This is a genomic window from Comamonas testosteroni TK102, from assembly GCF_000739375.1.
Classification (GTDB): Bacteria; Pseudomonadota; Gammaproteobacteria; order Burkholderiales; family Burkholderiaceae_C; genus Comamonas; species Comamonas brasiliensis.
On sequence record NZ_CP006704.1, the window covers coordinates 5,664,520 to 5,686,764 of the forward strand.

19 protein-coding genes are annotated in these 22,245 nt (G+C 64.3%); 11 read left to right on the forward strand and 8 right to left on the reverse strand.

Translation table 11 applies throughout. The features are described 5' to 3' along the window. The first annotated feature begins 64 nt into the window (after positions 1-64). On the forward strand, positions 65-883 hold the full coding sequence (locus O987_RS25675; protein WP_043375614.1) for an RIO1 family regulatory kinase/ATPase: 819 nt from the start codon (positions 65-67) through the stop codon (positions 881-883). A 114-nt stretch (positions 884-997) separates the two neighbouring features. Here the strand turns inward: O987_RS25675 and O987_RS25680 are convergent, their stop codons facing one another. Beyond that, positions 998-2,314 (reverse strand): dicarboxylate/amino acid:cation symporter, encoded by a 1,317-nt coding sequence (locus O987_RS25680; RefSeq protein WP_003060690.1) that lies wholly within the window; start codon positions 2,312-2,314, stop codon positions 998-1,000. A 215-nt stretch (positions 2,315-2,529) separates the two neighbouring features. On the opposite strand from O987_RS25680, the gene O987_RS25685 reads away from it, so the two are divergent. The 4 genes from O987_RS25685 (at position 2,530) to O987_RS25700 (ending at position 6,876) form a co-directional block, all read left to right on the forward strand. After that, positions 2,530-5,193, forward strand: a complete 2,664-nt coding sequence (locus tag O987_RS25685; RefSeq protein ID WP_043375616.1) for a PAS-domain containing protein — start codon at positions 2,530-2,532, stop codon at positions 5,191-5,193. 178 nt (positions 5,194-5,371) lie between these two features. Beyond that, positions 5,372-5,908 (forward strand): DUF2867 domain-containing protein, encoded by a 537-nt coding sequence (locus O987_RS25690; protein WP_003060686.1) that lies wholly within the window; start codon positions 5,372-5,374, stop codon positions 5,906-5,908. Between the two features lie 16 nt (positions 5,909-5,924). After that, the gene (locus O987_RS25695) at positions 5,925-6,434 is read left to right on the forward strand and encodes a hypothetical protein (RefSeq protein WP_235214219.1); all 510 of its coding nucleotides are present in this window, start codon (positions 5,925-5,927) and stop codon (positions 6,432-6,434) included. Positions 6,435-6,474: 40 nt separating this feature from the next. Continuing rightward, complete coding sequence (locus O987_RS25700; protein ID WP_043377020.1) at positions 6,475-6,876, forward strand: GFA family protein; 402 nt, start codon at positions 6,475-6,477, stop codon at positions 6,874-6,876. 126 nt (positions 6,877-7,002) lie between these two features. On the opposite strand, the gene O987_RS25705 is transcribed toward O987_RS25700, so the two are convergent. From O987_RS25705 to O987_RS25725, 5 genes are all read right to left on the reverse strand, one after another. After that, a complete protein-coding gene (locus tag O987_RS25705) occupies positions 7,003-7,641 on the reverse strand; it encodes a response regulator (RefSeq protein ID WP_003060679.1) in 639 nt (212 codons plus the stop codon). A 107-nt stretch (positions 7,642-7,748) separates the two neighbouring features. After that, a complete protein-coding gene (locus tag O987_RS25710; protein WP_003060677.1) occupies positions 7,749-8,723 on the reverse strand; it encodes a Bug family tripartite tricarboxylate transporter substrate binding protein in 975 nt (324 codons plus the stop codon). A 96-nt stretch (positions 8,724-8,819) separates the two neighbouring features. Beyond that, a complete protein-coding gene (locus tag O987_RS25715) occupies positions 8,820-9,086 on the reverse strand; it encodes a DUF2783 domain-containing protein (protein WP_003060675.1) in 267 nt (88 codons plus the stop codon). Positions 9,087-9,123: 37 nt separating this feature from the next. Beyond that, on the reverse strand, positions 9,124-10,803 hold the full coding sequence (locus O987_RS25720) for an FAD-dependent oxidoreductase (protein ID WP_043377024.1): 1,680 nt from the start codon (positions 10,801-10,803) through the stop codon (positions 9,124-9,126). 254 nt (positions 10,804-11,057) lie between these two features. Further along, positions 11,058-12,014, reverse strand: coding sequence for an MBL fold metallo-hydrolase (locus O987_RS25725; RefSeq protein ID WP_043375621.1), 957 nt, complete (start codon positions 12,012-12,014; stop codon positions 11,058-11,060). A 147-nt stretch (positions 12,015-12,161) separates the two neighbouring features. Between O987_RS25725 and O987_RS25730 the strand changes: the two genes are divergently transcribed. After that, on the forward strand, positions 12,162-12,989 hold the full coding sequence (locus tag O987_RS25730) for an IclR family transcriptional regulator (protein ID WP_003060670.1): 828 nt from the start codon (positions 12,162-12,164) through the stop codon (positions 12,987-12,989). Here the strand turns inward: O987_RS25730 and O987_RS25735 are convergent. Next, entirely contained in the window at positions 12,986-13,873 is an 888-nt protein-coding gene (locus O987_RS25735; RefSeq protein ID WP_080731614.1) for an IclR family transcriptional regulator, read from the reverse strand. The two genes, O987_RS25730 and O987_RS25735, sit on opposite strands and share 4 nt — an antisense overlap. A 202-nt stretch (positions 13,874-14,075) precedes the next feature. Here O987_RS25735 and O987_RS25740 point away from each other — a divergent pair, with 202 nt between their 5' ends. The 3 genes from O987_RS25740 (at position 14,076) to O987_RS25750 (ending at position 19,075) form a co-directional block, all read left to right on the forward strand. Next, complete coding sequence (locus tag O987_RS25740; RefSeq protein ID WP_043375624.1) at positions 14,076-15,062, forward strand: Bug family tripartite tricarboxylate transporter substrate binding protein; 987 nt, start codon at positions 14,076-14,078, stop codon at positions 15,060-15,062. A gap of 251 nt (positions 15,063-15,313) precedes the next feature. Further along, positions 15,314-17,665, forward strand: a complete 2,352-nt coding sequence (locus O987_RS25745) for a cytochrome P450/oxidoreductase (RefSeq protein ID WP_043375627.1) — start codon at positions 15,314-15,316, stop codon at positions 17,663-17,665. Between the two features lie 102 nt (positions 17,666-17,767). Further along, positions 17,768-19,075: a hypothetical protein gene (locus O987_RS25750; RefSeq protein WP_043375631.1), complete on the forward strand. Its 1,308-nt coding sequence runs from the start codon at positions 17,768-17,770 to the stop codon at positions 19,073-19,075. 28 nt (positions 19,076-19,103) lie between these two features. On the opposite strand, the gene O987_RS25755 is transcribed toward O987_RS25750, so the two are convergent. After that, positions 19,104-19,934, reverse strand: a complete 831-nt coding sequence (locus O987_RS25755; RefSeq protein ID WP_043375633.1) for an urease accessory protein UreD — start codon at positions 19,932-19,934, stop codon at positions 19,104-19,106. Positions 19,935-20,100: 166 nt separating this feature from the next. Between O987_RS25755 and O987_RS25760 the strand changes: the two genes are divergently transcribed. Both O987_RS25760 and O987_RS25765 read left to right on the forward strand, forming a co-directional pair. After that, positions 20,101-21,168 carry a tripartite tricarboxylate transporter substrate binding protein gene (locus O987_RS25760; RefSeq protein WP_003060658.1) on the forward strand — a complete coding sequence of 356 codons (1,068 nt, stop codon included), beginning with the start codon at positions 20,101-20,103 and terminating at the stop codon, positions 21,166-21,168. A gap of 27 nt (positions 21,169-21,195) precedes the next feature. Beyond that, positions 21,196-22,185 carry a TauD/TfdA dioxygenase family protein gene (locus O987_RS25765; protein ID WP_003060656.1) on the forward strand — a complete coding sequence of 330 codons (990 nt, stop codon included), beginning with the start codon at positions 21,196-21,198 and terminating at the stop codon, positions 22,183-22,185. The last annotated feature ends 60 nt before the right edge of the window (positions 22,186-22,245 follow it).

Genomic DNA, 22,245 nt, shown 5'->3' on the forward strand with positions numbered 1-22,245 from the left:
CCAGAGCCCCGCGCCCGACAGACCCCACGCCGTGCCATCTCAGGATATTTCCGCCCCAGAGCAGATGCCCTCTGCGCAGACCGCCATCGATTACCAGGTATTTCTGCACGAGCATCTGGACCAGCCTCACAGCATCATGCGCTATGAACTCGCGCATGAAACCCTTTGGGTCAAGCGCGCCAACAAGGGCAACCCGGCCCTCAACTACTGGCTGCTGAGCACGCTGGCCAAGCTGTTCAGCGCCGCCGTGCTTCAGCCCGTGCCCAACCCCGGCGGACCCGAGTCCCTGCAAACCGAGGTGCGCCGTCTGCGCAGTTTCAAGGCCAAGGGGCTGCGCGTGCCGCAGGTGCTGGCTACGACCGATCAGGCCTTTGTGATGCGTCACCTGGGGCGCCCGGGCGAAGAGGCTCCATCGCTGAGCAATGCCATCGAAGAAGCGATTGCTCGGGGCGCACAGCCCACGCTGGAGCTCTGGCTAAAAGGCCTGGAGGCCATACAGCAGGCACATGCCCGCGGCGAGGTGCTGAGCCAGGCCGTGGCGCGCAATATGGTGGTCTGCGCCGACGGGGTCATAGGCTTCATCGACTTTGAAGACGATCCTGCCGCCCATTTGCCGCAAGCCGTCTGCATGGCGCGCGATGCGCTCAACTACGCCCAGTCCACGGCGCTGTTTCTGCAACAGGCAGGTGCGCTGGAGCCGGCCCGGAAGGCCTGGCAGCAGTTTGTGCAGCAACTGCCCGCCGAGGCCCGCCAGGTACTGGAGCGCACCGTCAACAAACTGAGCTGGGTGCGCTTTCTGCCCCGCAGCAAGCGCCTGGGGCGCGACACCTTGCGCGTGCTGGCGGCCCATGACTTGCTGACAGCGACCTCACTCTCCGCTTGAATGCCATAAAAGCGATAGCTACCAGCACCTTCCCCGGCAGGGCCTGAAGTCTGAAACCCATGAAAAAAGCCCCGACCTGATGGTCGGGGCTTTTTTCATGGGGCCTGGGCTCGCTCAGGCGTGAGCGGACACCGCCTCGTTTGCTTCCTTGCCAGCCAGCGCCGCATCCAGCTTTTCGTGGTCCAGCGCGTTTTCCCACTTGGAAACCACCACGGTGGCGACGGCGTTACCTATGAAGTTGGTCAGGGACCGGCATTCGGACATGAAGCGGTCCACACCCAGAATCAGTGCCATGCCGGCCACGGGCACCTCGGGCACCACGGCCAGGGTCGCTGCCAGGGTGATGAAGCCAGCACCCGTCACGCCCGCCGCGCCCTTGGACGACAGCATGGCAACCAGCAGCAGCGCGATCTGGTGGCCCAGGGTCAGATGGGTATCGGTCGCCTGGGCAATGAACAGCGCAGCCAGCGTCATGTAGATATTGGTGCCGTCCAGGTTGAAGGAGTAGCCGGTAGGCACGACCAGACCGACGACGGACTTGCTGCAGCCGGCCTTTTCCATCTTGTGCATCAGCGAAGGCAGGGCCGACTCGGAAGACGATGTGCCCAGCACCAGCAGCAGCTCGTCCTTGAGGTACTTGATCAGCTTGATCACGGAGAAGCCGCAAAAGCGCGCCACCGCCCCCAGGATCACCAGCACGAACAGGGCCGAGGTGATGTAGAAGGTCAGCACCAGCTCGGCCAGGTTGACCAGCGAGCCCAGGCCGAACTTGCCGATGGTGAAGGCCATGGCGCCAAACGCACCGATGGGGGCGAACTTCATCACGATGTTGACCAGCTTGAACACGGGCTTGGTCAGGGCTTCAAAGAAATTCAGCACGGGCTTGCCGGCCTCGCCGACCATGGCCAGGGACACGCCGAACAGCACCGCCACCAGCAGCACCTGCAGGATGTTGTCACCCACAAACGGGCTGATCAGCGTCTTGGGGATGATGTCCATCACGAAGCCGGTCAGCGTCATCTCGTGCGACTTCGCCACATAGCCCTTGACGGCCGTCTGGTCCAGATCGGCGGGGTTGATGTGCATGCCGGCACCGGGCTGCATGACATTGGCCACGATCAGGCCCACGACCAGCGCCAGTGTGGAGAAGGTCAGGAAGTACGCCATGGCCTTGCCGAACACACGGCCCACGGCGCTCAGGTGCGTCATGCTGGCAATGCCGGTGACGATGGTCAGGAAGATCACCGGCGCGATGATCATCTTGATGAGCTTGATGAAGGCATCGCCGAAGGGCTTCATAGCCTCGCCATAGGCGGGTTCAAAGTGCCCCAGCAGCACGCCCACGATGATGGCGAACACCACCTGGAAGTAGAGCTGACGGTAGAACGGCAAGTGCTCGCGCGGAGCGGATTCTGTGGGCAGAGTGTGCACGCTGCATCTCCAAAATTGCGGGCGCACCACCGTGGTGCGCCGAATTGCTGCCGTTTGTACTCCTGCGCCCTTTTTGTGCCGATAACCCATTGGTATTAGGTCGGTACGCGCTCCCTGGGAGAGCATGCACCAACTTAGGGAAATCCCTAGGCCTCAGAATCCGCACTGAACCTGCTCCACCGCCACACTGGGCTCCTTGATCACCCAACCTCGTCATGCGTCTTGCGCGAAACCTTGCCCGAAACCGACTCTTTCTGACCCTTGTCATCGTGCTCAGCGGCATGCTGCTGAGCATGTGGGCGGCCAGTCGCGTCGCGCTGCAGACCTCTTTGCATGATGAAAGCGAGAGCGTGCAGCGCCAGCTCACGCTCTATGCCCAGGCCATGGTGCAGCGCGTGGATCGCTACCGCACCCTGCCCGAGGTGCTGGCACTCGATGCCGAACTCAAGAACGCGCTCAGCCACCCGCTCAGCGCCGCCGAGGTAGACAGGCTCAACCACAAGCTGGAGCAGGCCAACGGCGCCAGCCGAGCCTCCACGCTGACTCTCATCGACAAAAGCGGCAAGGCCCTGGCCGCCAGCAACTGGCGCGACTCGCACAGCAACGTGGGCGAGGACTACAGCTTTCGCCCCTATGTGACCCAGGCGCTGAGCCAGGGCAGCGGCCGCTTCTACGGCATAGGCATGACCACCGGGCTGCCCGGCTACTTTCTTTCCCAGGCCATCCATGATGAAGACGGATCGGTGCTTGGGCTCATCGCCATCAAGATCCTGTTTCAGGAACTCGAAGGCGAGTGGAGTCAGTCGCCCGACATCGTCTTCGCCTCGGACGAGCATGGCGTGGTCTTTCTTTCCAATCGCGACGAATGGCGCTACCGCCTGCTGGAGCCGCTGTCCGCCAGCGACGAGCGGGAGGTGCGGGAAACCCACCAATACGCGGGCCAGGCCCTGATGCCGCTCGGCTACCGCACCAGCCACCAGCCTGCCGGCATCGGCATGCTGGCCCATTTCAGCCAGCCTCCACTGGTCGACCCCATGCTCTGGCTGCGCATGGAGCTCCCCGAAAGCCAATGGCAGCTACACCTGCTGCACGACATCGTCCATAGCCAGACAGCCAGCCACTGGGCGGCAGTGGCCGCTGGCGGCCTGTGGCTGGCCGCATCGCTGCTGGTGCTCTATATCCGCCAGCGCCAGCGCCTGGCCGCCCTGAGACAGCGCAGCCGCAAGGAACTGGAGGCCGTGCTGCACCAGCATGCACAGGAACTGCGCACCGCACAGGACGGCATTGTCCAGGCCGCCAAGCAAGCCGATACCGGACTTTCGCGCAGCCTGCAGCATCTGCCGCAAGGCGTGGTAGTGGTGGACCCGCAGCTGCGGCTGGTGGCCTGGAACTCGCGCTATGTGGAGCTGTTCCGCTACCCGCCAGAGCTGATGCATGTCGGCCAGCCCATCGAGGCCCTGATACGCCACAACGCCAGGCGCGGCCTGCTGGGCAAGGGCAATGTGGAGCAAGCCATACAGCGCCGCCTGGAACACCTGCGCAGCGGCAGCCCCCATCTGCACGAAAGCGCCAAGGGAGACGGCACGGTGCTGGAGATCCGCGGCAACCCCCTGCCCGACGGCGGCTTTGTCACCAGCTACGCCGACATCACCAGCTACAAGAACACGGCGCGCGAGCTGCGCAATCTGGCCGACACGCTGGAAAAGCGCATTGCCGATCGCACCCGGGACCTGGCCAAGGCCAAGCAGGAAGCCGAGCGCGCCAATCGCTACAAGACCCGCTTTGTTGCCTCGGCCGTGCATGACCTGCTGCAGCCGCTGAATGCGGCGCGCATCTTCACCAGCCTGCTGCCCACCTATCTGCACGATGATGCGGGCCGCCAGCTGGCCCAGCGGGTGGACAAGGCCCTGGCCTCGCAGGACGCCATCCTCACCAGCCTGCTCGATATCTCGCGCATGGAATCGGGCCAGCTCGAAGTCCGTGTGCGGGATTTCGCGCTCAGTTCCTTGCTGGAAGTGGTGCACAACAATTTTGCGCTGCAGGCCGGGAACGAGGGCCTGAGCCTGCACTGCATGCCCAGCCGGCTGATCGTGCGCAGCGATGAGGCCTTGCTGCGTCGCATACTGCAGAACTTTGTCTCCAACGCCATCCGCTACACGCGCAAGGGCCGCATTGTCGTGGGCTGTCGCCGCCAGGGCGACCAGGTGCGTATCGAGGTGCATGACCAGGGGCCGGGCATTCCCCAGAGCCTGCAAAAGGAAATCTTCGAGGAGTTCCGCCGCCTCGACGAAGGCCATGCCGACGACCGCGGCACCGGCCTGGGCCTGGCCATCGTGGAGCGCCTGGGCAGATTGCTGGACCATGAGATCGGCCTGCGCTCCACCCTGGGCAAGGGAAGCGTCTTCTGGGTCAAGGTTCCTCTGGGCCAGGCCGCAGCATTGACACCGGTCTCCCAGGAGCCTTCTCCCAGCACTCGCGTGGACAGCCCGCTGCAGGGCGGCACTGTCTGGTATGTGGAGGACGATCCCGCCACCCGCGACGCCACCTGTGCCTTGCTGGAACGCTGGGGCTGCGATGTGCCGCTGGCCGCCAACGCCCCCGAAGCCCTGGCCTATGCCGCGCCCGGCAATGCCCCGCAACTGGTGCTGCTCGATGTGCACCTGGGCCAGCTTTACGGCCCCGATGTCTACGCCCAGCTCTGCGAACGCTGGGGCCGGCAGCCTCCCGTCATCCTGCTGACCGCAGAAGGTGACAGCACCCTGCGCCGCCAGGCAGCCGAACGCGGCTGGGGCTTTCTCGCCAAACCGGTAAGACCGCCGGCGCTGCGAGCGCTGATGAGCCAGACCTTTTTGCGCGGACGAGAAGGCGGCAGCACCTGAGAAACAAAGTCGTTTCCAGCGGCGGCGATTTCAGCGCATTGCACTCTCGCTATGAACTCAGGAAGAGCGCCCCTCTGCACGCCGTGGCTGCGCAAGCCGAGCGGCGGATTCTTCGATATGCTGCTGCAGCCTCTGCGGTATTTCCGGCCCGCAGCTCACGCCACTCAGGCCAGACCGCATGAACCATCATCCCGTTGAATCCGCTGTTCCGCCCGGCAGCCGCATCGCCGAACGACTGGCCGGGGCCAGCTTTCACGACTCCTGGAGCATCGCCTCGGACGCAACCGCCCTTTCGGCGCTGGACCACTTCCTGCTCGCCGCGCGCAAAACGCCGCGCTGGATAGAAGCCTGTATGCGCGCGCGCAATCTGGCTGGCGGCCTGGTGGGGCTCAAGGATCTGGGCAGCCTGTCGGCCTTGACGCCTGGCAAGACAGCAGCCAGCTACCGATTGGGCGATCGGGTCGGTATCTTCACGGTATTCGAGAACACCTTTGATGAAGCCCTGATCGGCGACGACGACAAGCACCTGAGTGTCGTGCTCAGCATCCATCGCCAGAACGACATCAGCTCCCGTGAAGCCATCATCACCGTCACCACCGTTGTGCATGTCAAGAACACACTGGGGCGCCTCTACATGCTGCCCGTCAAACCCATGCACAGGCTGATCGCTCCTGCCGTTCTGTCCTCCCTGGGAGGACAAACCCATGCTGCATGAGGAGACACGCCTCTGCATGCCTGCTCTTCCCTGGACGGTTGCAGAAGACATGCGCGACTACGACAGCCTGGCTCATCGACACAGCAGCAAAGACATGTGCGTGGAAAAGCCCGTGTCGCTCATTGCCAATCTGATCGGCTTTGCGCCTGCAGCAGAAGACTTGCAGTATGTGCTGGGCTTTTATGCCGGAGACAGCGGCATTGACGACCGCCTGGCTGTGCGCTGCCGGATCGATCTCGCTCATTGGCCCGATGTGGTCAGCAGGCTGCGTCTGAAATCCGTGCATGACGTATCGTGCGACCCCGACTGGCAAGAGGATTTCCGCTGGCTGATCGATGCGCAAGATGCCGAAGGCCAGCTCCATGCCCATTGTCATCGCTTCATCAATGCGGCGAGACGGGTTTTTCAGGACAAGGTCGATCATCGCTGGGAGATCTTTTTCTCCCACGGCAGCGATATCAACGCATGGTGTGCGGTCTGGCGTAGCCAGGAGCATCTGAACTATCTAAGCTTCGATCAAGGCTGACATCCCGATGGCAGCCCGTCTCAACACAGGGGGTCGCCAGATGCTGAAGTCCTATCGTGCCAGCTGCCATTGCAGCCGGGTTCAGGTTGAAGTCGGCCTGGACCTGAGCCAGCCCAGCTATCGCTGCAACTGCTCCATCTGCAGGCGCAGCCGGTTCTGGCCCGCCATCGCCAGCCCCGAAAATTTCCGCCTTATTACGGGTGAGAAGGAACTCACCCTCTATATGTTTGGCTCGCAAAAGAACCAGCATTTCTTCTGCAGGCGCTGCGGCATCCGCGTCTTTGGTGTGGGCCACGACACGCCGATAGGCCAGATGTACGGCATCAATATCGGTTGCCTGGAAGAGCTGTCGGAGGAGGAGCTTTCGCGAATTCCCGTCACGTATGTCGATGGCATGCACGATCGCTGGGACGCGACGCCGGAGTTTTTCGCGCACTTGTAGCCATCGAACTGCGAAGACGGCATGCAGCTGCAAGCTGCACAGAAATGAGGTCAAGAAGGCCTCAATCCATGACCAGCAAAGCGCAGCAAGCTATCAAGACAGATGACTCTTGAGGCACCAGGGCAATCAAACCTCGTGATCGTTTTCCAGGCTCTTGACCAGCACGGCCGCCTGAGTGCGTGAATAGCATTCGAGCTTCTTGAGGATCGCCGTCACATGGACCTTGACCGTGTTCTCGGCCAGACCCAGTTCGTGCGCGATCTGCTTGTTGAGCAGCCCGTCGGCAATGCACAGCAGCACGCGAAACTGCTGGGGCGTGAGCTGGGCCAGACGAGCGGCCAGGGCCGCATCGGCCTCGGAGCGCTCGGCCACCATGGACGGGAAGCTGATATCCCCGTTGAGCACGTCGTCAATCGCGGCACTCATATCGTCTGCAGCCGCAGACTTGGAGATAAAGCCCGCCGCCCCGAACTGCTGGGCGCGGCGGATGATGCGCGGATCGTCGTTGGACGAGATGATGATCACCGGCACCTGCGCATATTCGCCACGCAGATGCAGCAGCGACGAAAAGCCCCGTGCGCCGGGCATGGCCAGATCCAGCAGCACCAGCTCGATCTCGGGGTGCTCCTGCATCGCAGCGCCCAGGGTCTGGGCGCTGGCCGCCTCCACAATGCGGGATTGCGGGAAGCGGTCGTGCAGCACCTGGATCAACGCTGCGCGAAACAGCGGGTGATCGTCGGCAACGAGAAGAGTGGGCTCGGACATGGGCCGCAGTCTGCCACGGCTGGCACGGCGCTGCATCTGCAAAAACGCATATCCCGCAGCGCCCGTGCCTGTCCGTCATCCAGGCTCCGACTCATTGAGTCCGTATCTCAATCGAGCTTGATGTTGTTGGTCGTGATCACGCGCCCCCATTTGCTGCGCTCGGTGCTGACGAATTTCTCCATCTGCTCGGAGCTGCCGGGCATGGGCTCGACCCCCATGGCTGCCAGACGAGCCTTGGTGCGCGTGTCGGCCAGTGCAAACTGCAGCGACTGGCTGAACTTCTTGACCACCTCGGCCGAGCTGCCCTTGGGCACGACAATGCCCTGCCAGGCATAGCCTTCAAAGCCCTTGAGGCCTTGCTCCTGCAAGGTGGCAACCTTGGGCAGCACATCGATGCGGGCCGGGCTGGCCACGCCTATGGCCTTGAGCTTTTTCTCGCCGAGGAAGGGAACAATGGTTGCGCTGTCGGCCCACATGGCGGGAATCTGGCCGCCGATCACATCCTGCACTGCGGGCGCTGCACCGCGATAGGGAACATGGGTCATATTGCCCAGGCCCACTTCTTCGCGGAACAACTCACCGACCAGGTGATGGGGGCTGCCCAGTCCGGCCGAACCCCAGCTCACGCCAGCCTTCTGCTGCTTGGCCCAGGCGACAAACTCGGTCAGATTGCTGACCGGCACATCGTTGTTGACCACCAGCAGCATGGGAAAGCGCACCAGCATGCCCACGGGCTTGAAGTCTTTCTCGGCGTTGTAGTTGAGCTTGCGGAACAGAAACGGGTTGGCCGCCAGCGTGGCGAAGTCGGCCGTGAACATCAGGTTGCCATAGTCATGCGAGCGCGCGCTGTACTCGGCCGCGATATTGGTGCCGGCACCGGGCTTGTTGTTGATGACGATGGGCCGCTCCAGATTGCGGCCCATGGATTCCGCAATCACGCGGGCCACCACGTCGGAGCCCCCGCCTGCGGCATAGCCGATGACCCACTCCAGAGGCTTTTCCTGGGCCATGGCGGCCGGCCCTGCAGCCCAGGCCAGCGTCGAGCAGGCCAGTGCGGCCAGAAACTGTTTGCGTTGCATCATCCTTGTCTCCTTGATTCATGGCCCCTGGAATAGATTTTGGTGACGGGGCCTTTAGGGGATGGCGCAGCTGCCGCCAGAGCGGCGGCGCGCTGCTTCTCAAACGGCAGCGTGTACCGGGGCAACCGGTGTCACGGCACCGCGCTCGGCCGCGTCCGCGCCGGCAGGAGCGAATCCTGCGCTGGCGCGGGCCAGTTCGAGCGCATGCAGCAAGGTCTTCTGATGGCCAATGTGATTGGCCAGCAGCAGCACTAGGCGGGCATTGAGGGCATGGCTTTGCGCGGTTTCAAGGCCCTGATGCGTGGCGATCAGGGCTTCATAGAAATCGTCGCAGGCCTGCAGATTCGGGTGGGTGGACAGCAGCATGGCAGTCTCCTAAAAAAGGGGAATCCTCTGGGGTATTTCATTGCAAGGCGCCGCTGGCTTGCAGCAACGCAGCACGCACGGCAGCCTCGTCGGGACGACGCCAGCGCGCGCAGACATGCTGGTCGGGGCGCAGCAGGTAACTGGTGCCGGTGCGCGCATCCAGACGCTGTGCGGCCAGACCCTGCACATCCAGCAGATCGGCTTGCGCGGCCCCTGCATCGCCCTCGGCGGCTATCGAGAGATTGAGTACGCCGCCAAGTCCGTGTGCCCATGCCGGCGTGGGGCCAAAATGCAGCAGCGTGAAGTCCGGGCCCAGGGCACGCAGCAGCCATGTGGTCTGGCTGTCGCCGGGGCGGCGCATGGGCGCATCGCTGAGCACGGCGCCGGGCAGTTGCGAGCCTTCGAAGACCTCGCTGTCCGGCGTGTTGAGCGATGAATGATGCAGCGTGGCCGGCACCGACAGACGCCCGCTGTTGACGATGCGACGCGCAAACTCATGCTCGCGCGCCAGCTCCAGCGCCGCATCGCGAAACAGACGACTGATCTCGCTCTTTGGCGTGATGAAGTCGGTGGCGCGCGTCGAGTTGCGGATGTTCTCGTCGGCCGCGTATTCGCGCTCGGCGCCGTAGGTCGCGATCAGCGCAGCATCGGCCTGGCCGCGCAGCACGCGGTCGAGCTTCCAGGCCAGGTTTTCGGCATCCTGGACGCCGCTGTTGGCGCCGCGTGCGCCAAAGGGCGAGACGCCATGCGCGCTGTCGCCCGCGAAGACCACGCGACCGTGGACAAAGCGGTCCATGCGCAGGCAGGCAAAGGTGTAGACGCTGGCCCATTCGAGCTCGAAGTCCGCATCCTTGCCCAGCAATGCGCGGATGCGCGGCAGGATGTTCTCGGGCTTTTTCTCCTCCTCGGGATCGGCCTCCCAGCCCAGCTGGAAGTCGATGCGCCAGACATCGTCGGGCTGGCGGTGCAGCAGCACGCTCTGACCCGGATGAAACGGCGGATCGAACCAGAACCAGCGCTCGGTCGGGAAATCCGCATGCATCTTCACATCGGCAATCAGAAAGCGGTCGCGGAAGATGCGGCCATGGCTTTCCTGACCCAGCAGGCCGCGCAAGGGCGAGCGCGAGCCGTCGCAGGCCAGCACCCACTGGGCATCGATCCGATACTCGCCCTCGGGCGTTTCCACTGTCAGCAGCGCACCATCGGCGCGCGGCGCCAGCGCCGTGACCTTGTTGTGCCAGCGCAGATCGATCAGCGGCAGCTGCAGTGCGCGCTCGACCAGATAGGCTTCGGCGTAGTACTGCTGCAGATTGATGAAGGCCGGGCGCTCGTGGCCGGCTTCGGGCAGCAGATCGAACTGGTAGAGCGACCGATCCCTGGCAAACACCTTGCCCAGATTCCAGGACACGCCCTTGTCCACCATGGACTGGCCCACGCCCAGGCGATCCCAGATCTCCAGCGTACGCTTGGAAAAACAGATGGCGCGCGAGCCTGTGGACAGCTTGCAGTCGTTGTCGAGCACCACCACCGGCTGGCCGCGCTGCGCCAGATCGATGGCCAGAGACAGGCCCACAGGCCCGGCGCCGACGACGACCACGGGGTGGCGAGCCGGCGCATCGGCATCCTGGTCCGCATGTCGCCGATAGGGAATCTGGATGGACTGAATGTCGGCGGCGCTGCCGCGCAGGGCCTCAGGGGCAATGGCTGGGGTGGACATGGCGTTCATCGGTGCGCAAACCTTGAAAAGCGTGGATCTGTTCTTTGGGGCAAAAGCCACCCCTCCGGCTCTTCGCAGCCGGATCTAAACTCTATTTTTTTGATAGCTACTACCGCTTGTCAGTCAAAGAATTCAACATCTTTTCAACTTGAATTCCTTGTATTCAAAGCGAAAGCAGCTCCTATTTTTGAAAGATTTGCCGTAGATCGCCGCACTAAGTGCTGGAGACTGCCAGCCGGGCGGCCCGGGGATGACTAGCCTTCCAGCGCCAGCCACATCTCGCGGTCGCGCTCGGCGGTCCAGATGCGCGGGTCGGCATGGCCCGATGCCTCGTCATAGGCGCGCGTCACGTCGAACGGCATGCAGTGGTTGAAGATCACCCAATGGCCGTATTTGGGCTGCAACTTGGCAAAGGCTGCCTCGTAGACCTTGCGCAGGTCCTGGCGCGCATCGGCGCCGGCCTTGACCTCGGCCCACAGGTCGCTGATGAAATTGCGCGTGCCCGCCAGGCCGGCCTGCACTTCGGCCGCGTTCTGCAGTGCCGCACCGCGGCCGGGCACCAGCTTTTCGGGCTGGAGCGCGGCAATGGCATCCAGCGTCTGCGGCCAGTCCTGGAAATAGGCATCGCCGGCATAGGGCGTGGCATCGAACTCGACCAGATCGCCGCTGAACAGCACCTTCTCCTGTGGCAGCCAGACCACGGTATCGCCCTTGGTGTGGCCACGGCCCAGCTGCAGGATCTGCACCTCGAGCTTGCCCAGCCACAGCGTCATCTTGCCGGTGAAGGTCATGGTCGGCCAGGTCATGCCCTCGGGCACGCTCTCGACGTTCTGGAACAGGCGCGGAAAGCGCCCGATCTCGCTGGCCTTGTCCTGCTCGCCGCGCTCGACGATGAGGTCGTAGGTGTCCTGGCTGGCAATGATGTGCTCGGCGCCGTAGGCCGAGGCACCCAGCACGCGCACCGCGTGGTAATGCGACAGCGTGACGTATTTGATGGGCTTGTCCGTGACCTCGCGGATGCGGCGGATCACGTCCTCGGCCATGACGGGCGTGGCCTGGGTGTCGATGACCATCACGGCATCGTCGCCGATGATGATGCCGGTGTTGGGGTCACCCTCGGCCGTATAGGCATAGGCATGTTCGGAGAGCTTGTCGAAGCTCACCTTCTTGACTTCGAGGTCGGCGGCGGAGGCAAAGGTCTTGGTGCTCATCGTTGCAGTCTCTTTGTTTTAAACAAATGCATTCATCTTTATCGAATTTCTGAATGCTAGATACAAATTCAACATTGCACAATTGATTTGTCATAGTGAAAAACCCTGGAGGATTTTCAGTCGCGGTTCCCCCGTCACAATGCCGTCATGCCTCACGCCAACACCTCTTCGACCGACGCCCGCTTCCCACTCGACGCCTGTGACGACGAGCCCACACGCGCACCGCGCGGCATACAGAGCGTGGAGGTAGGCGGCCAGCTGCTCAAGGTGCTGGCGCGCACGGGCCGGCGCATGGCGCTCAAGGATCTGGCGCGCGAGGCCGAGATGACGGCCGCCAAGGCCCACCCCTATCTGGTGAGCTTTTGCAAGCTGGGGCTGATGGAGCAGGATCGCGTCAGCGGCCACTACGGCCTGGGTCCGCTGGCCATCCAGATGGGGCTGATCAGCCTGCAACAGGCCGACCCCGTTCGCATGGCGATTGCCGAGCTGCCTGCTCTGGCGCAGGAGGTGGGCTACACCGTGTCGGTGTCCATGTGGAGCGGCCAGGGGCCGACCATCATCCGCGTCGAGGAAGGCCCGACCCACGTCTATGTGGCCATGCGCCACGGCACGCCGGCCTCGCTGCGCCATACCGCCACAGGCAAGATTTTTGCGGCCTTTGGCGAGCCGGCCCGCATCGCACCGCTGCTGCAGGCCGAAGGCCATAGCCTGGACGAGCCGGCATTTGCGCAGGAGTTGCAAGCCATCCGCCGCAACCACCTGAGCGTGGTCGAGAACCAGTTGCTGTCGGGCGTGAGCGCACTGGCGGTGCCGGTGTTCGACGGCTTCGGCCAGCTGGTGCTGGCGATTGCCGCCATCGGCCCTTCCGTCACGCTGACGCTGGACCCCGCCGGTCTGCCGGCCCGCAAGCTGCAGGCCCAGGCGCGTGCGCTTTCCCGGCGCCTGGGCGCCCCGGCTACGCTGACCGAGGCCTAGGCTCGGTAGCCCAGCGAAGCGCTGATGGCGCGTGCCTGCTCGCACACGGCCTGGGCAATCCTGCCCTGCGGATCGGGGTCGAAGCCGCCGCTGGCACCCAGCGCGCAGAGCACGGCCACCACATGGCCGTTGTAGTCGAACAAGGGAGCAGCCACGGCGCTGATGCCGGGCAGATTCAGATCGCGGATCGCTGCACAGCCGGCTGCGCGAATCTCGCTGCGCAGTTGCTCCAGGGGCTTGCTGGCATGCAGCAGACGGCGATGCTCCGGGCTGGCGGCATCCAGCTCACGCGCCAGCAGCACCTCGACTTCGGGCTGCGGCTCCATGAAGGCAAAGAATGCGCGCCCCGTGGCCGACCACAGCATGGACATGACCGAACCCACGCGCACATTGACGGTAATGGGCAGGCTGGGCTCCTCGAAACGCACGATGGTGGGCCCCATATTGCCCATCACCGCCACAAAGCTCGTGACCTGCAGTGACTCGCGCAGCTGCTGCAGGGCCGGCTCGGCCATGCGCACCGGATCGTTCTGGCGCATCGCGGCCAGGCCGATATGGATGGCCTCGCGTCCGAGCGCGTACTGGGTGCCGCCACGGTCCTGCTCCACCAGGCCTTCGGCCATGAGACTGGCCAGATAGCGATGCACCTTGGCCGGGCTTTCATCGACGGCAGCACCGATGGCCGTCAGGCTGGCACGCCCGCCCAGGCCGGCCAGCGCCTTGAGCACGGCCAGACAGGTCTCGGCGGCCTGCACACGCTGACGACGCTCGCGCCCGTCCGCGGCTTCTGCGGCAGCACCAGGCTGGCGCAGCTTTGTGGCGCGCGGCGCTTGCGCAGCGGTGGTCGGCAGCACGGCGTCCGCAGTCCTCTTGTCTTTTTTCATGTCTGTAGCGATTGATGGCAGGGCTTGGACCGGCATTCTGATTCAAATTCGTGACTCAAGTCATGGAAATCCCTTGGGCTTAATTTACGCAATGCGTATAAAAATTACGCAAAACAATTTCTGTATTAAAGCGGAATCGCAGGCGGAGTGAAGCTTGGTTAACCCGCAGGCAAACAACACCACAGCCCAGGAGACACCCTCAATGAAAAAACGCCTCTTCACCGCCTCTGTTCTTGCCGCCAGCATGCTCTGGCTGGCCGCAGTCCCCGGCACCGCCATGGCCCAGGACAAGTTCCCCAGCAAGAGCGTGCGCTGGATCGTGCCCTACGCCGCGGGCGGCGGCTCGGACTTCCTGGCCCGCACCATAGGCCAGGCATGGGGCGCCCAGGCCCATCAACCCATCGTCGTGGACAACCGCCCGGGCGGCAACACGGCCATCGGCGCCTCTGAGACCGCGCGCGCACCGGCCGACGGCTATACCGTGCTGTCTGCCGACAACGGCACGCTGATCTTCAATCCCGTGCTCTACAAGAGCCTGAGCTACAACCCCGGCAAGGACCTCATGCCCGTCACGCTCATGGGTCGCTTTCCCATGATTCTGGTGGCCGGCCCCGCCGAGAAGGCCAAGACCGCCAAGGAGTTCATTGCTGCCGCCAAGGCCAGCACCGAGGGTGTGAACTACGGCTCCGCCGGTGCGGGCAGTCCCCATCATCTGGCCATGGAACTGCTGAAGTCCGAGGCCGGCCTCAAGCTCGCCCATGCACCCTATCGCGGCGCGGCTCCGGCGCTGGCCGATGTGGCGGGCGGTCAGATTCCCGTGATGATGGTGGACCTGGCCGCCGGCGCCGGCTTCATCAAGGGCGGCAAGGTGCGCCCCCTGGCCGTGGCCAATGCCACGCGCCTGCCCCAGCTGCCCGATGTGCCCACCTTTGCCGAGCTGGGCCTGCCCGGCGTGCAGGCCGCGGCCCTGGTCGGCATGGTGGCCCCGGCCAAGACACCGGCCACGGTCGTCACCGCGCTGAACAAGCAGGTGGTCGCCGCCATCAACGAGCCTGCGGTCAAGCAAAAGCTCATCGACTTTGGCGTGGAGCCGGTGGGCAACACGCCCGAGCAGTTCCAGACACTGATCCACAGCGAAAGCGCACGCTGGCAAAAGCTCATCAAGGATCTGAACATCACGCTGGACTGAGACTGCCCCCTGAGTCGCTTCGCGCCTTCCCCCAATGGGGGACGACAGCCTCGCTGGGGCAGCCCTCGCTGGGGCAGCCCCCGCTGCGAGGCGGCTCTTGCTCGCTGTCTCTCTTTTGCGAGCGCGCCAGTTTTGCCGACCAGGAACTATTTTCGTAGCGCAAGCTTTGCAAACGCAGAGGCTGGCGGCAGGCCGTCTCTGCATGCCCTATAGATGGTTGCCCCATCTACCTGCCACCCCATGAGATAGCCATGACCATTTCCACCCCCAGCCGTTGCCCCATCGATCACAGCCAGTTCGGCAAGCCCACCGGCCAGAGCGGCCCTACGGGCTGCCCCATCAGCCACGGGGCCGCCAGCTTCGACCCCTTTGCCGACGGCTACCAGCAGGACCCGCCCGAATATGTGCGCTGGGCACGCGAACAGGAGCCGGTGTTCTACAGCCCGCAGCTGGGCTACTGGGTGGTCACGCGCTTCGACGACATCAAGGCCATCTTCCGCGACAACCTGACCTTCAGCCCCTCGATCGCACTGGAGAAGATCACGCCGACAGGCGATGAGGCCAATGCCGTGCTCGCCAGCTATGGCTTTGCGCTGAACCGCACCCTGGTCAACGAGGACGAGCCCGCCCACATGCCGCGCCGACGCGCGCTGATGCAGCCCTTCACGCCCGAGGAGCTCAAGCACCACGAGCCCATGGTGCGCCGGCTGGCCCGCGAATATGTGGACCGTTTCATCGACGACGGCCGTGCCGATCTCGTCGATCAGATGCTGTGGGAAGTACCGCTGACGGTGGCCATGCATTTTCTGGGCGTGCCCGCAGACGATATGGACACGCTGCGCCAGTACAGCATTGCCCACACCGTCAACACCTGGGGACGACCCCGGGCCGAGGAGCAGCTTGCCGTGGCTCATGCCGTGGGCAACTTCTGGCAGCACGCGGGCCGGATTCTCGACAAGATGCGTGCCGATCCCGACGCCGAGGGCTGGATGCAATACGGCATCCGCAAGCAAAAGGAGCTGCCCGAAGTCGTCACCGATTCCTATCTGCACTCCATGATGATGGCCGGCCTGGTCGCCGCGCACGAGACCACGGCCAACGCCGCGGCCAATGCCGTCAAGCTGCTGCTGCAGCACCCCAAGGTCTGGCAGGAAATCTGCGCCGATCCCTCGCTGATCCCCAACGCCGTGGAGGAATGCCTGCGTCACAACGGCTCGGTGGCCGCCTGGCGGCGCCTGGCCACCAAGGATGTGGTGATCGGCGGCCAGGCCATTCCGGCCGGCAGCAAGCTGCTCATCGTTACCTCTTCGGCCAACCACGACGAGCAGCATTTTGTCGATGCCGACCTGTTCGACATCCACCGCGACAATGCCAGCGATCACCTGACCTTCGGCTACGGCTCCCACCAGTGCATGGGCAAGAATCTGGCGCGCATGGAAATGCAGATCTTCCTTGAGGAATTCACGCGCCGCCTGCCTCACATGCAGCTGGCCGAGCAACGCTTCACCTATGTGCCCAACACCTCGTTCCGCGGCCCCGAACATCTGTGGGTGCAATGGGACGTGAGCCGCAACCCCGAACGCGGCAATCCCGCCGTGCTGGCCGAGCAGCAGCCCGTGCGCATCGGCGAATCCTCGCAGGGCGGCGTCAGCCGCAGCATGCTGGTGCAAAGCACCGAGCTGATTGCGCAGGACGTGCTGCGCGTGCGCCTCAAGGCGCCCGACGGGCGCGACCTGCCGCGCTGGACCCCGGGCTCGCATATCGACCTGCACTGCGGCGACACGGGCATCTCGCGCCAGTACTCGCTATGCGGTGATCCGCAGCAGGCGGACACCTACGAGATCGCCGTGCTGCGCGAGGAGCACAGCCGCGGCGGTTCGGCCTGGATACATGGGGCGCTGCAGGCCGGCATGAAGGTGCAGATGCGCGGCCCGCGCAACCACTTCAAGCTCGACGAAAGCGCGCAGCAGCTGATTCTCGTCGCCGGCGGCATAGGCATCACGCCGGTTGCGGCCATGGCGGCGCGCGCCCAGGCCCTGGGCATTCCCTATGAAATTCACTACAGCTGCAGTCAGCGCGAGCGCATGGCGCTGCTTACTGCATTGCAGGCACGGCATGGCGAGCGTCTGCAGATCTATGTGGGCGCAGAAGGCCAGCGAGCCGATTACCAGGCGCTGCTGGCCCAGGTCAGGCCCGACGCACAGATCTATGCCTGCGGTCCGCAGCGCATGCTCGACGGCCTTGCCCAGGCCAGCCAGCACTGGCCCGAGGACAGCCTGCGCGTGGAGCATTTCTCCAGCACCCTGGGCGCGCTGGACCCGGACCAGGAGCACGGCTTTGAAGTCGAGTTGCGCGAATCCGGCATCACGCTGCAGGTGCGCAACGATGAAACCCTGCTCGATGCGCTGCGCAGCGCCAATATCGATATCGAGTGCGACTGCCGCGAAGGCCTGTGCGGCTCCTGCGAGGTGCCGGTGCTCGAAGGCGATATCGATCATCGCGACATGGTGCTGACCCGTGCCGAGCGCACGGCCTGCACCAAGATGATGAGCTGCTGCTCGCGCGCCAGGACGCCGGAGTCCAGAATCGTTCTGGCGCTGTAGCGTCCCGGGCGGGCAGCCCCAGGCGGGCAGCCCCAGGCGGGCAGCACCTGGCCGGCGGCCGCCGCCAGGCCATATAGGCTTGTGCCTAGAATCAATGCCCATATGGGCCTGTTGCAAATACTGCTGATTCTTGTGTGGGCACCGGCTGTGGCGCTCATCGCCTTCGTTCTCACCAGCTGGCTGGGCCATGGCGCTCAAGCCATCTGGAGCGCCATGACTGGCGCTCGCGCTGACGAGCGCTCGACCTGGCCGCTGCTGCTGGGCGGCGTGGCGGCCATGGCGGCCATGGTGGGGGCGGTCATCACCTTTCCGAACCAGGCCGTCATGCAGCATGCGTTCGGCAAACTGCTGGGCTATGGCTCCACACGCGTGGAGATCACGCTGCGCCAGGACGACGCCGCCACACGCCAGGCCTTGCTGGAGACGCTGAGTTCCTTCATGGAAATGGGCGCGCGCGAGATCCGCTACCGGGTCTCCACCCGCCATGGCAGCTACACCGAAACCGACGAAGTGCCCAGCCACTACCGTTTCGAGAACGGGCGACTGGAGATCGCCACAGGCGGTATTGTCAGCAGCGACCGGCTGTCCGCGATGCAGCATGGCTTCAAGGCACTGGCGCAATTTCCCACAGCCAGCTCGATTGACGCCGGCGTGCCGGCAACCGTAAGCCTGGGCAAGGAGCGGATAGCCGTGGAGATGCTGCCGCGCACCGCCATGCTGGTCCACCGCGACGCTGCCAAGGACTGGTCAAGCGTGCTGCGCCCCGCCGCGCCTGCCCGTTGCCATCTGGAGATCCAGGCGCTGTTCTCCACGGATGCCTTCAGGCTGCTCATGTTCGCGGGCCGGGCCTCGGGGGAGGTCGAGATCCACACCGGCCCCGATACCGCCCTGCGCGACACGCAGTACCAACTGGTCGGCATGGGCCTGGTGCCGGGCCGGAACGGGCGCAGCGTCAAGGAACTGGAGACCGACGCCACCCGCATCTATGGCGTGCTGAGACTGCTGCCGCCGGGCCTGGATCCCGATGTCATGGACTGCGATACCGCCCTGGGACGCATGAGCGACCCGGCCCTGGTGGCCGCCGCCATGCTGTCCACATTTCCCGGCCTGGAGGGACGCGTGAGCGGCATAGAGATCACGCCTTCAGCCTCCTTCTCGCCCTGGTACAATCGGGGCTGGACGGCCGTGCCGCCCGGCACACGCTCGCAAGGCGGAACGCGAGCCGAAGCGGGCACGCGCGCCTGCACCCTGGAGCAGAACCGCCACACGCGCGCCCTGATATCCATGGTCGAGGAGCACTGCACGGAACGCGATCCGCAAAACGCCGGTGCGGCCTGCTCCCAGCTGCGCGAACGCCTGAACTGGGCCCAGGCCGAGCTGGCCCGATGCAGGAAACAGTTGGTGCGTTGAAACGGCGCCGAGGCCCGCGCAACAGCGATCACATGGACCAGATTCTGGGAGTCCCCCCCTGCAGCCCCCAGAGTTCTTTTCTCCAGGAACTCCACACGGTTTTCCACAGCATCATCACAGGCTCGACCACAGGTGATGCACTGCGCAGAATCAGCATGTTTTCATTGGGAGCCGTCACTCCGCTCAACACTGCCGGGGCGGCCTCTGCAAGCAGCTCCTGCGTGCCTTCCAGCAAGGCCTCGCGCTGATGGCGCGCAATCGGTGAGCCGCTGGCAAAGATCAGACTGCCCAGGCAGCGATGCCCGGCCAGCCCCAGATCGCCGTTAAGCAGCAGCTCATCCTGCGCGTTGACCACGCCGCGCTCCAGGAACCGGCCCGGCCATTCGATGTGCTGCTCGAACCTGCCGGACTCATAGGGCTGGGCGGCCAGCGGCAGGCCCAGTGCCGTGACATCCCAGGTCAGCAGCTGTGCGTCTTCGGCAAGCTCGAACTCCAGGTGGTTGACGGCATCACAGGCGTTGTACGCAATCGCCTCCAGCGGCAGCCACTCCAGCCGCGCACCGGGGTCCAGCCGCAGCCGGGTGCGCTGCATGGCCTGCTTGCCGTTGCTTTTGTAAAAGCGCGTGGCACCGGGCGTGGTGACCAGCGCATGCGCACCTTCTGCGACATGGACATCTATGTCCAGCACATCACCGCCCACCAGCCCGCCCGGCGGGTGTACCAGCACGTTGTGGCAGATGGCCGGCCCCTCGGGATACAGGCTTTTGAGGATGCGCAGCGGACCATCGTGCGTGAAATGCACCGAGGTCTTGCCGGCCTGCAGGGAATAGTTCAGCGCCAGTTGCGCATGCCAGGTCATTGTCGTTCTTGCCTCTTCAAGCAGGCCTGCCGCTCAGGCCCAGGTAGCTCAGCTCTTTTGCTTACTAACTCATGAAAATTCATTCGTTGTTGCAAGGCTGGCGCGCTTCTACAGTCTTCAGCACGCCAGCCCGCAAAGCGCATGGCGATTGATTTCAGGAGCATTCATGTCGGCCAGTACCGTAACTCATTCCCGCCTGCATCGCACTCTGGCCCCATGGCTGACATCGATGGCGGTGCTGTGCTGCACGCTGGCAACTGGCCCTGCTGCCGCGCAATCCGGCGGTGCAGCGGCACAGGCCTGGAAGCCCAGCAAGTCCACGGAATTCATTGTCCCCAGCGGGGCCGGCGCGGCGCTGGATCTGGCAGCCCGCAAGCTCACCGAGCTGCTGGCACGCGATGGCCATGCACCGCAGTTCGTGGTCAGCAACAAGTCCGGCGCGCATGCGATCGCCGCGCTGGAAAGCCTGCACCGCCACCCTGGCGACGCCCACACGCTGATGACGCTGAGCACCAGCTACGGCAACAGCCTGGCGCAGAACGCCCTGCCCGCACACCTGCAAAAAGGCACGCCGCTGGTGACCTTGCTGCGCGAATTCACCACGGTGGTCGTGCGTGCGGATTCGCCGCTGCGCAATGCCCAGGACCTGATCGCCCAGCTGCGCCAGGACCCCGAGAAATACTCCATCGGCATCGCCACCACGCTGGGCAATCACATCCATCTGGGCGTGGCCCAGCCCTTGCAGCAGGGCGGCGTGAATATCCAGAAGCTGCGCATCGTTCCCTACAAGTCCTCCGCCGAATCCATGGTGGCACTGGCCGGCGGCCATCTCGATGTGGTTTCGGCCACCACGCCGAACCTGCTGCCCTACCTGCAGTCGGGCCGCGTGCGCGTGCTGGCGATTGCCGCCGACAAGCGGCTTGAAGGCGTGTTCGCCCAGTCGCCCACCTGGAAGGAGCAGGGCATCGACTATGTCAGCGATTCGTTTCAGGGCGTGATGACGGCGCCCGGTGCCAGCACCGCGCAACAAGCGTATTGGGTGAATGCGCTGCGCAAGGTTTCCGAAACCCGGGAGTGGAAGGAATTTGTGACGCTGAACCAGTGGGAGCCCGTGTTTCTCGGCCCGCAGGAAACCGCCCGCGCCCTGAGTGCACAGGTCGAACGCAGCCATGCTCTGCTGAACGCACTCGGCCTGCTGTCGCCCAGCGCCTCCCGTATCGCCCAGGCCCGCTGAAGCACCGCTCTCATCAGGAAAAATCCCATGAACATGCCCCTTCCCCACGCTCCGCTGCAGCATCTGGACGAACGCCTGAGCTCCGCAAGCAACATCACTCCGCATATCCGCATCACGCCGCAGTCGGCGCATATCGGCGCGCTGATCAGCGGCGTCAATCTGAAGCAGGCCTTGAGTGCCGCCGAAGTGCACACCATCCGCTCGGCATTGCTGCGCTGGAAGGTGATCTTCTTTCGTGATCAGCACCTCAGCCATGAGCAGCAGATTGCCTTTTCGCGCCAGTTTGGCGAGCTGACGCCCGGCCACCCCGTCTTCGGTCATGTCGAAGGCTTTCCCGAGCTGTATTCGATTGCCAAGCACCGCAAGGCCAACCGCCACAGCGGCCAGGCCGAACAGCGCCCCTGGACCGGCTGGCATGCCGATGTGACGGCAGCCCACAACCCGCCTGCCGCATCGATTCTGCGCGGCGTGACAATTCCGCCCTATGGCGGCGACACGCAATGGACCAATCTGGCCGCTGCCTACGAAGCGCTCTCCAAACCGCTGCAGGCCTTTTTGCAGGGCCTGCGTGGTGAGCACCGCTTCAGCGCCCCGCAGGGAGCCACGGCATCGCAGGAATATCTGGATCTGGTGCGCGACAACACCCTGATCAGCGAACACCCGCTGGTCACGATTCATCCCGAGACCGGCGAGAAGGTACTCTACATCAGCCCCGGCTTTCTCAAGTCCATCGTGGAACTCTCCACCCGCGAATCGCGCGTGCTGCTGGAGCTGCTCTGGGAGCACGCCGTCAGCAGCGAGTTCACCGTGCGCTTCAAGTGGGAACCCGGTTCGCTGGCCTTCTGGGACAACCGCTCCACTGCCCATGTGGCACCGCAGGATATTTTTGCGCTGGAGTTCGATCGCCAGCTCTACCGCACCACGCTGGTGGGCGAAGTCCCCCGGGGCGCGGACGGCCGTGCCAGCACTGCCATACAGGGCAATCCGGTGCTGGCCGCGCACGGCGCGGCGTATTGACGAAATGAGTTGTCCTCCGGGCATGGCCTGAGGCTTTGAGGTGCCGCTTGCGGCACCTTT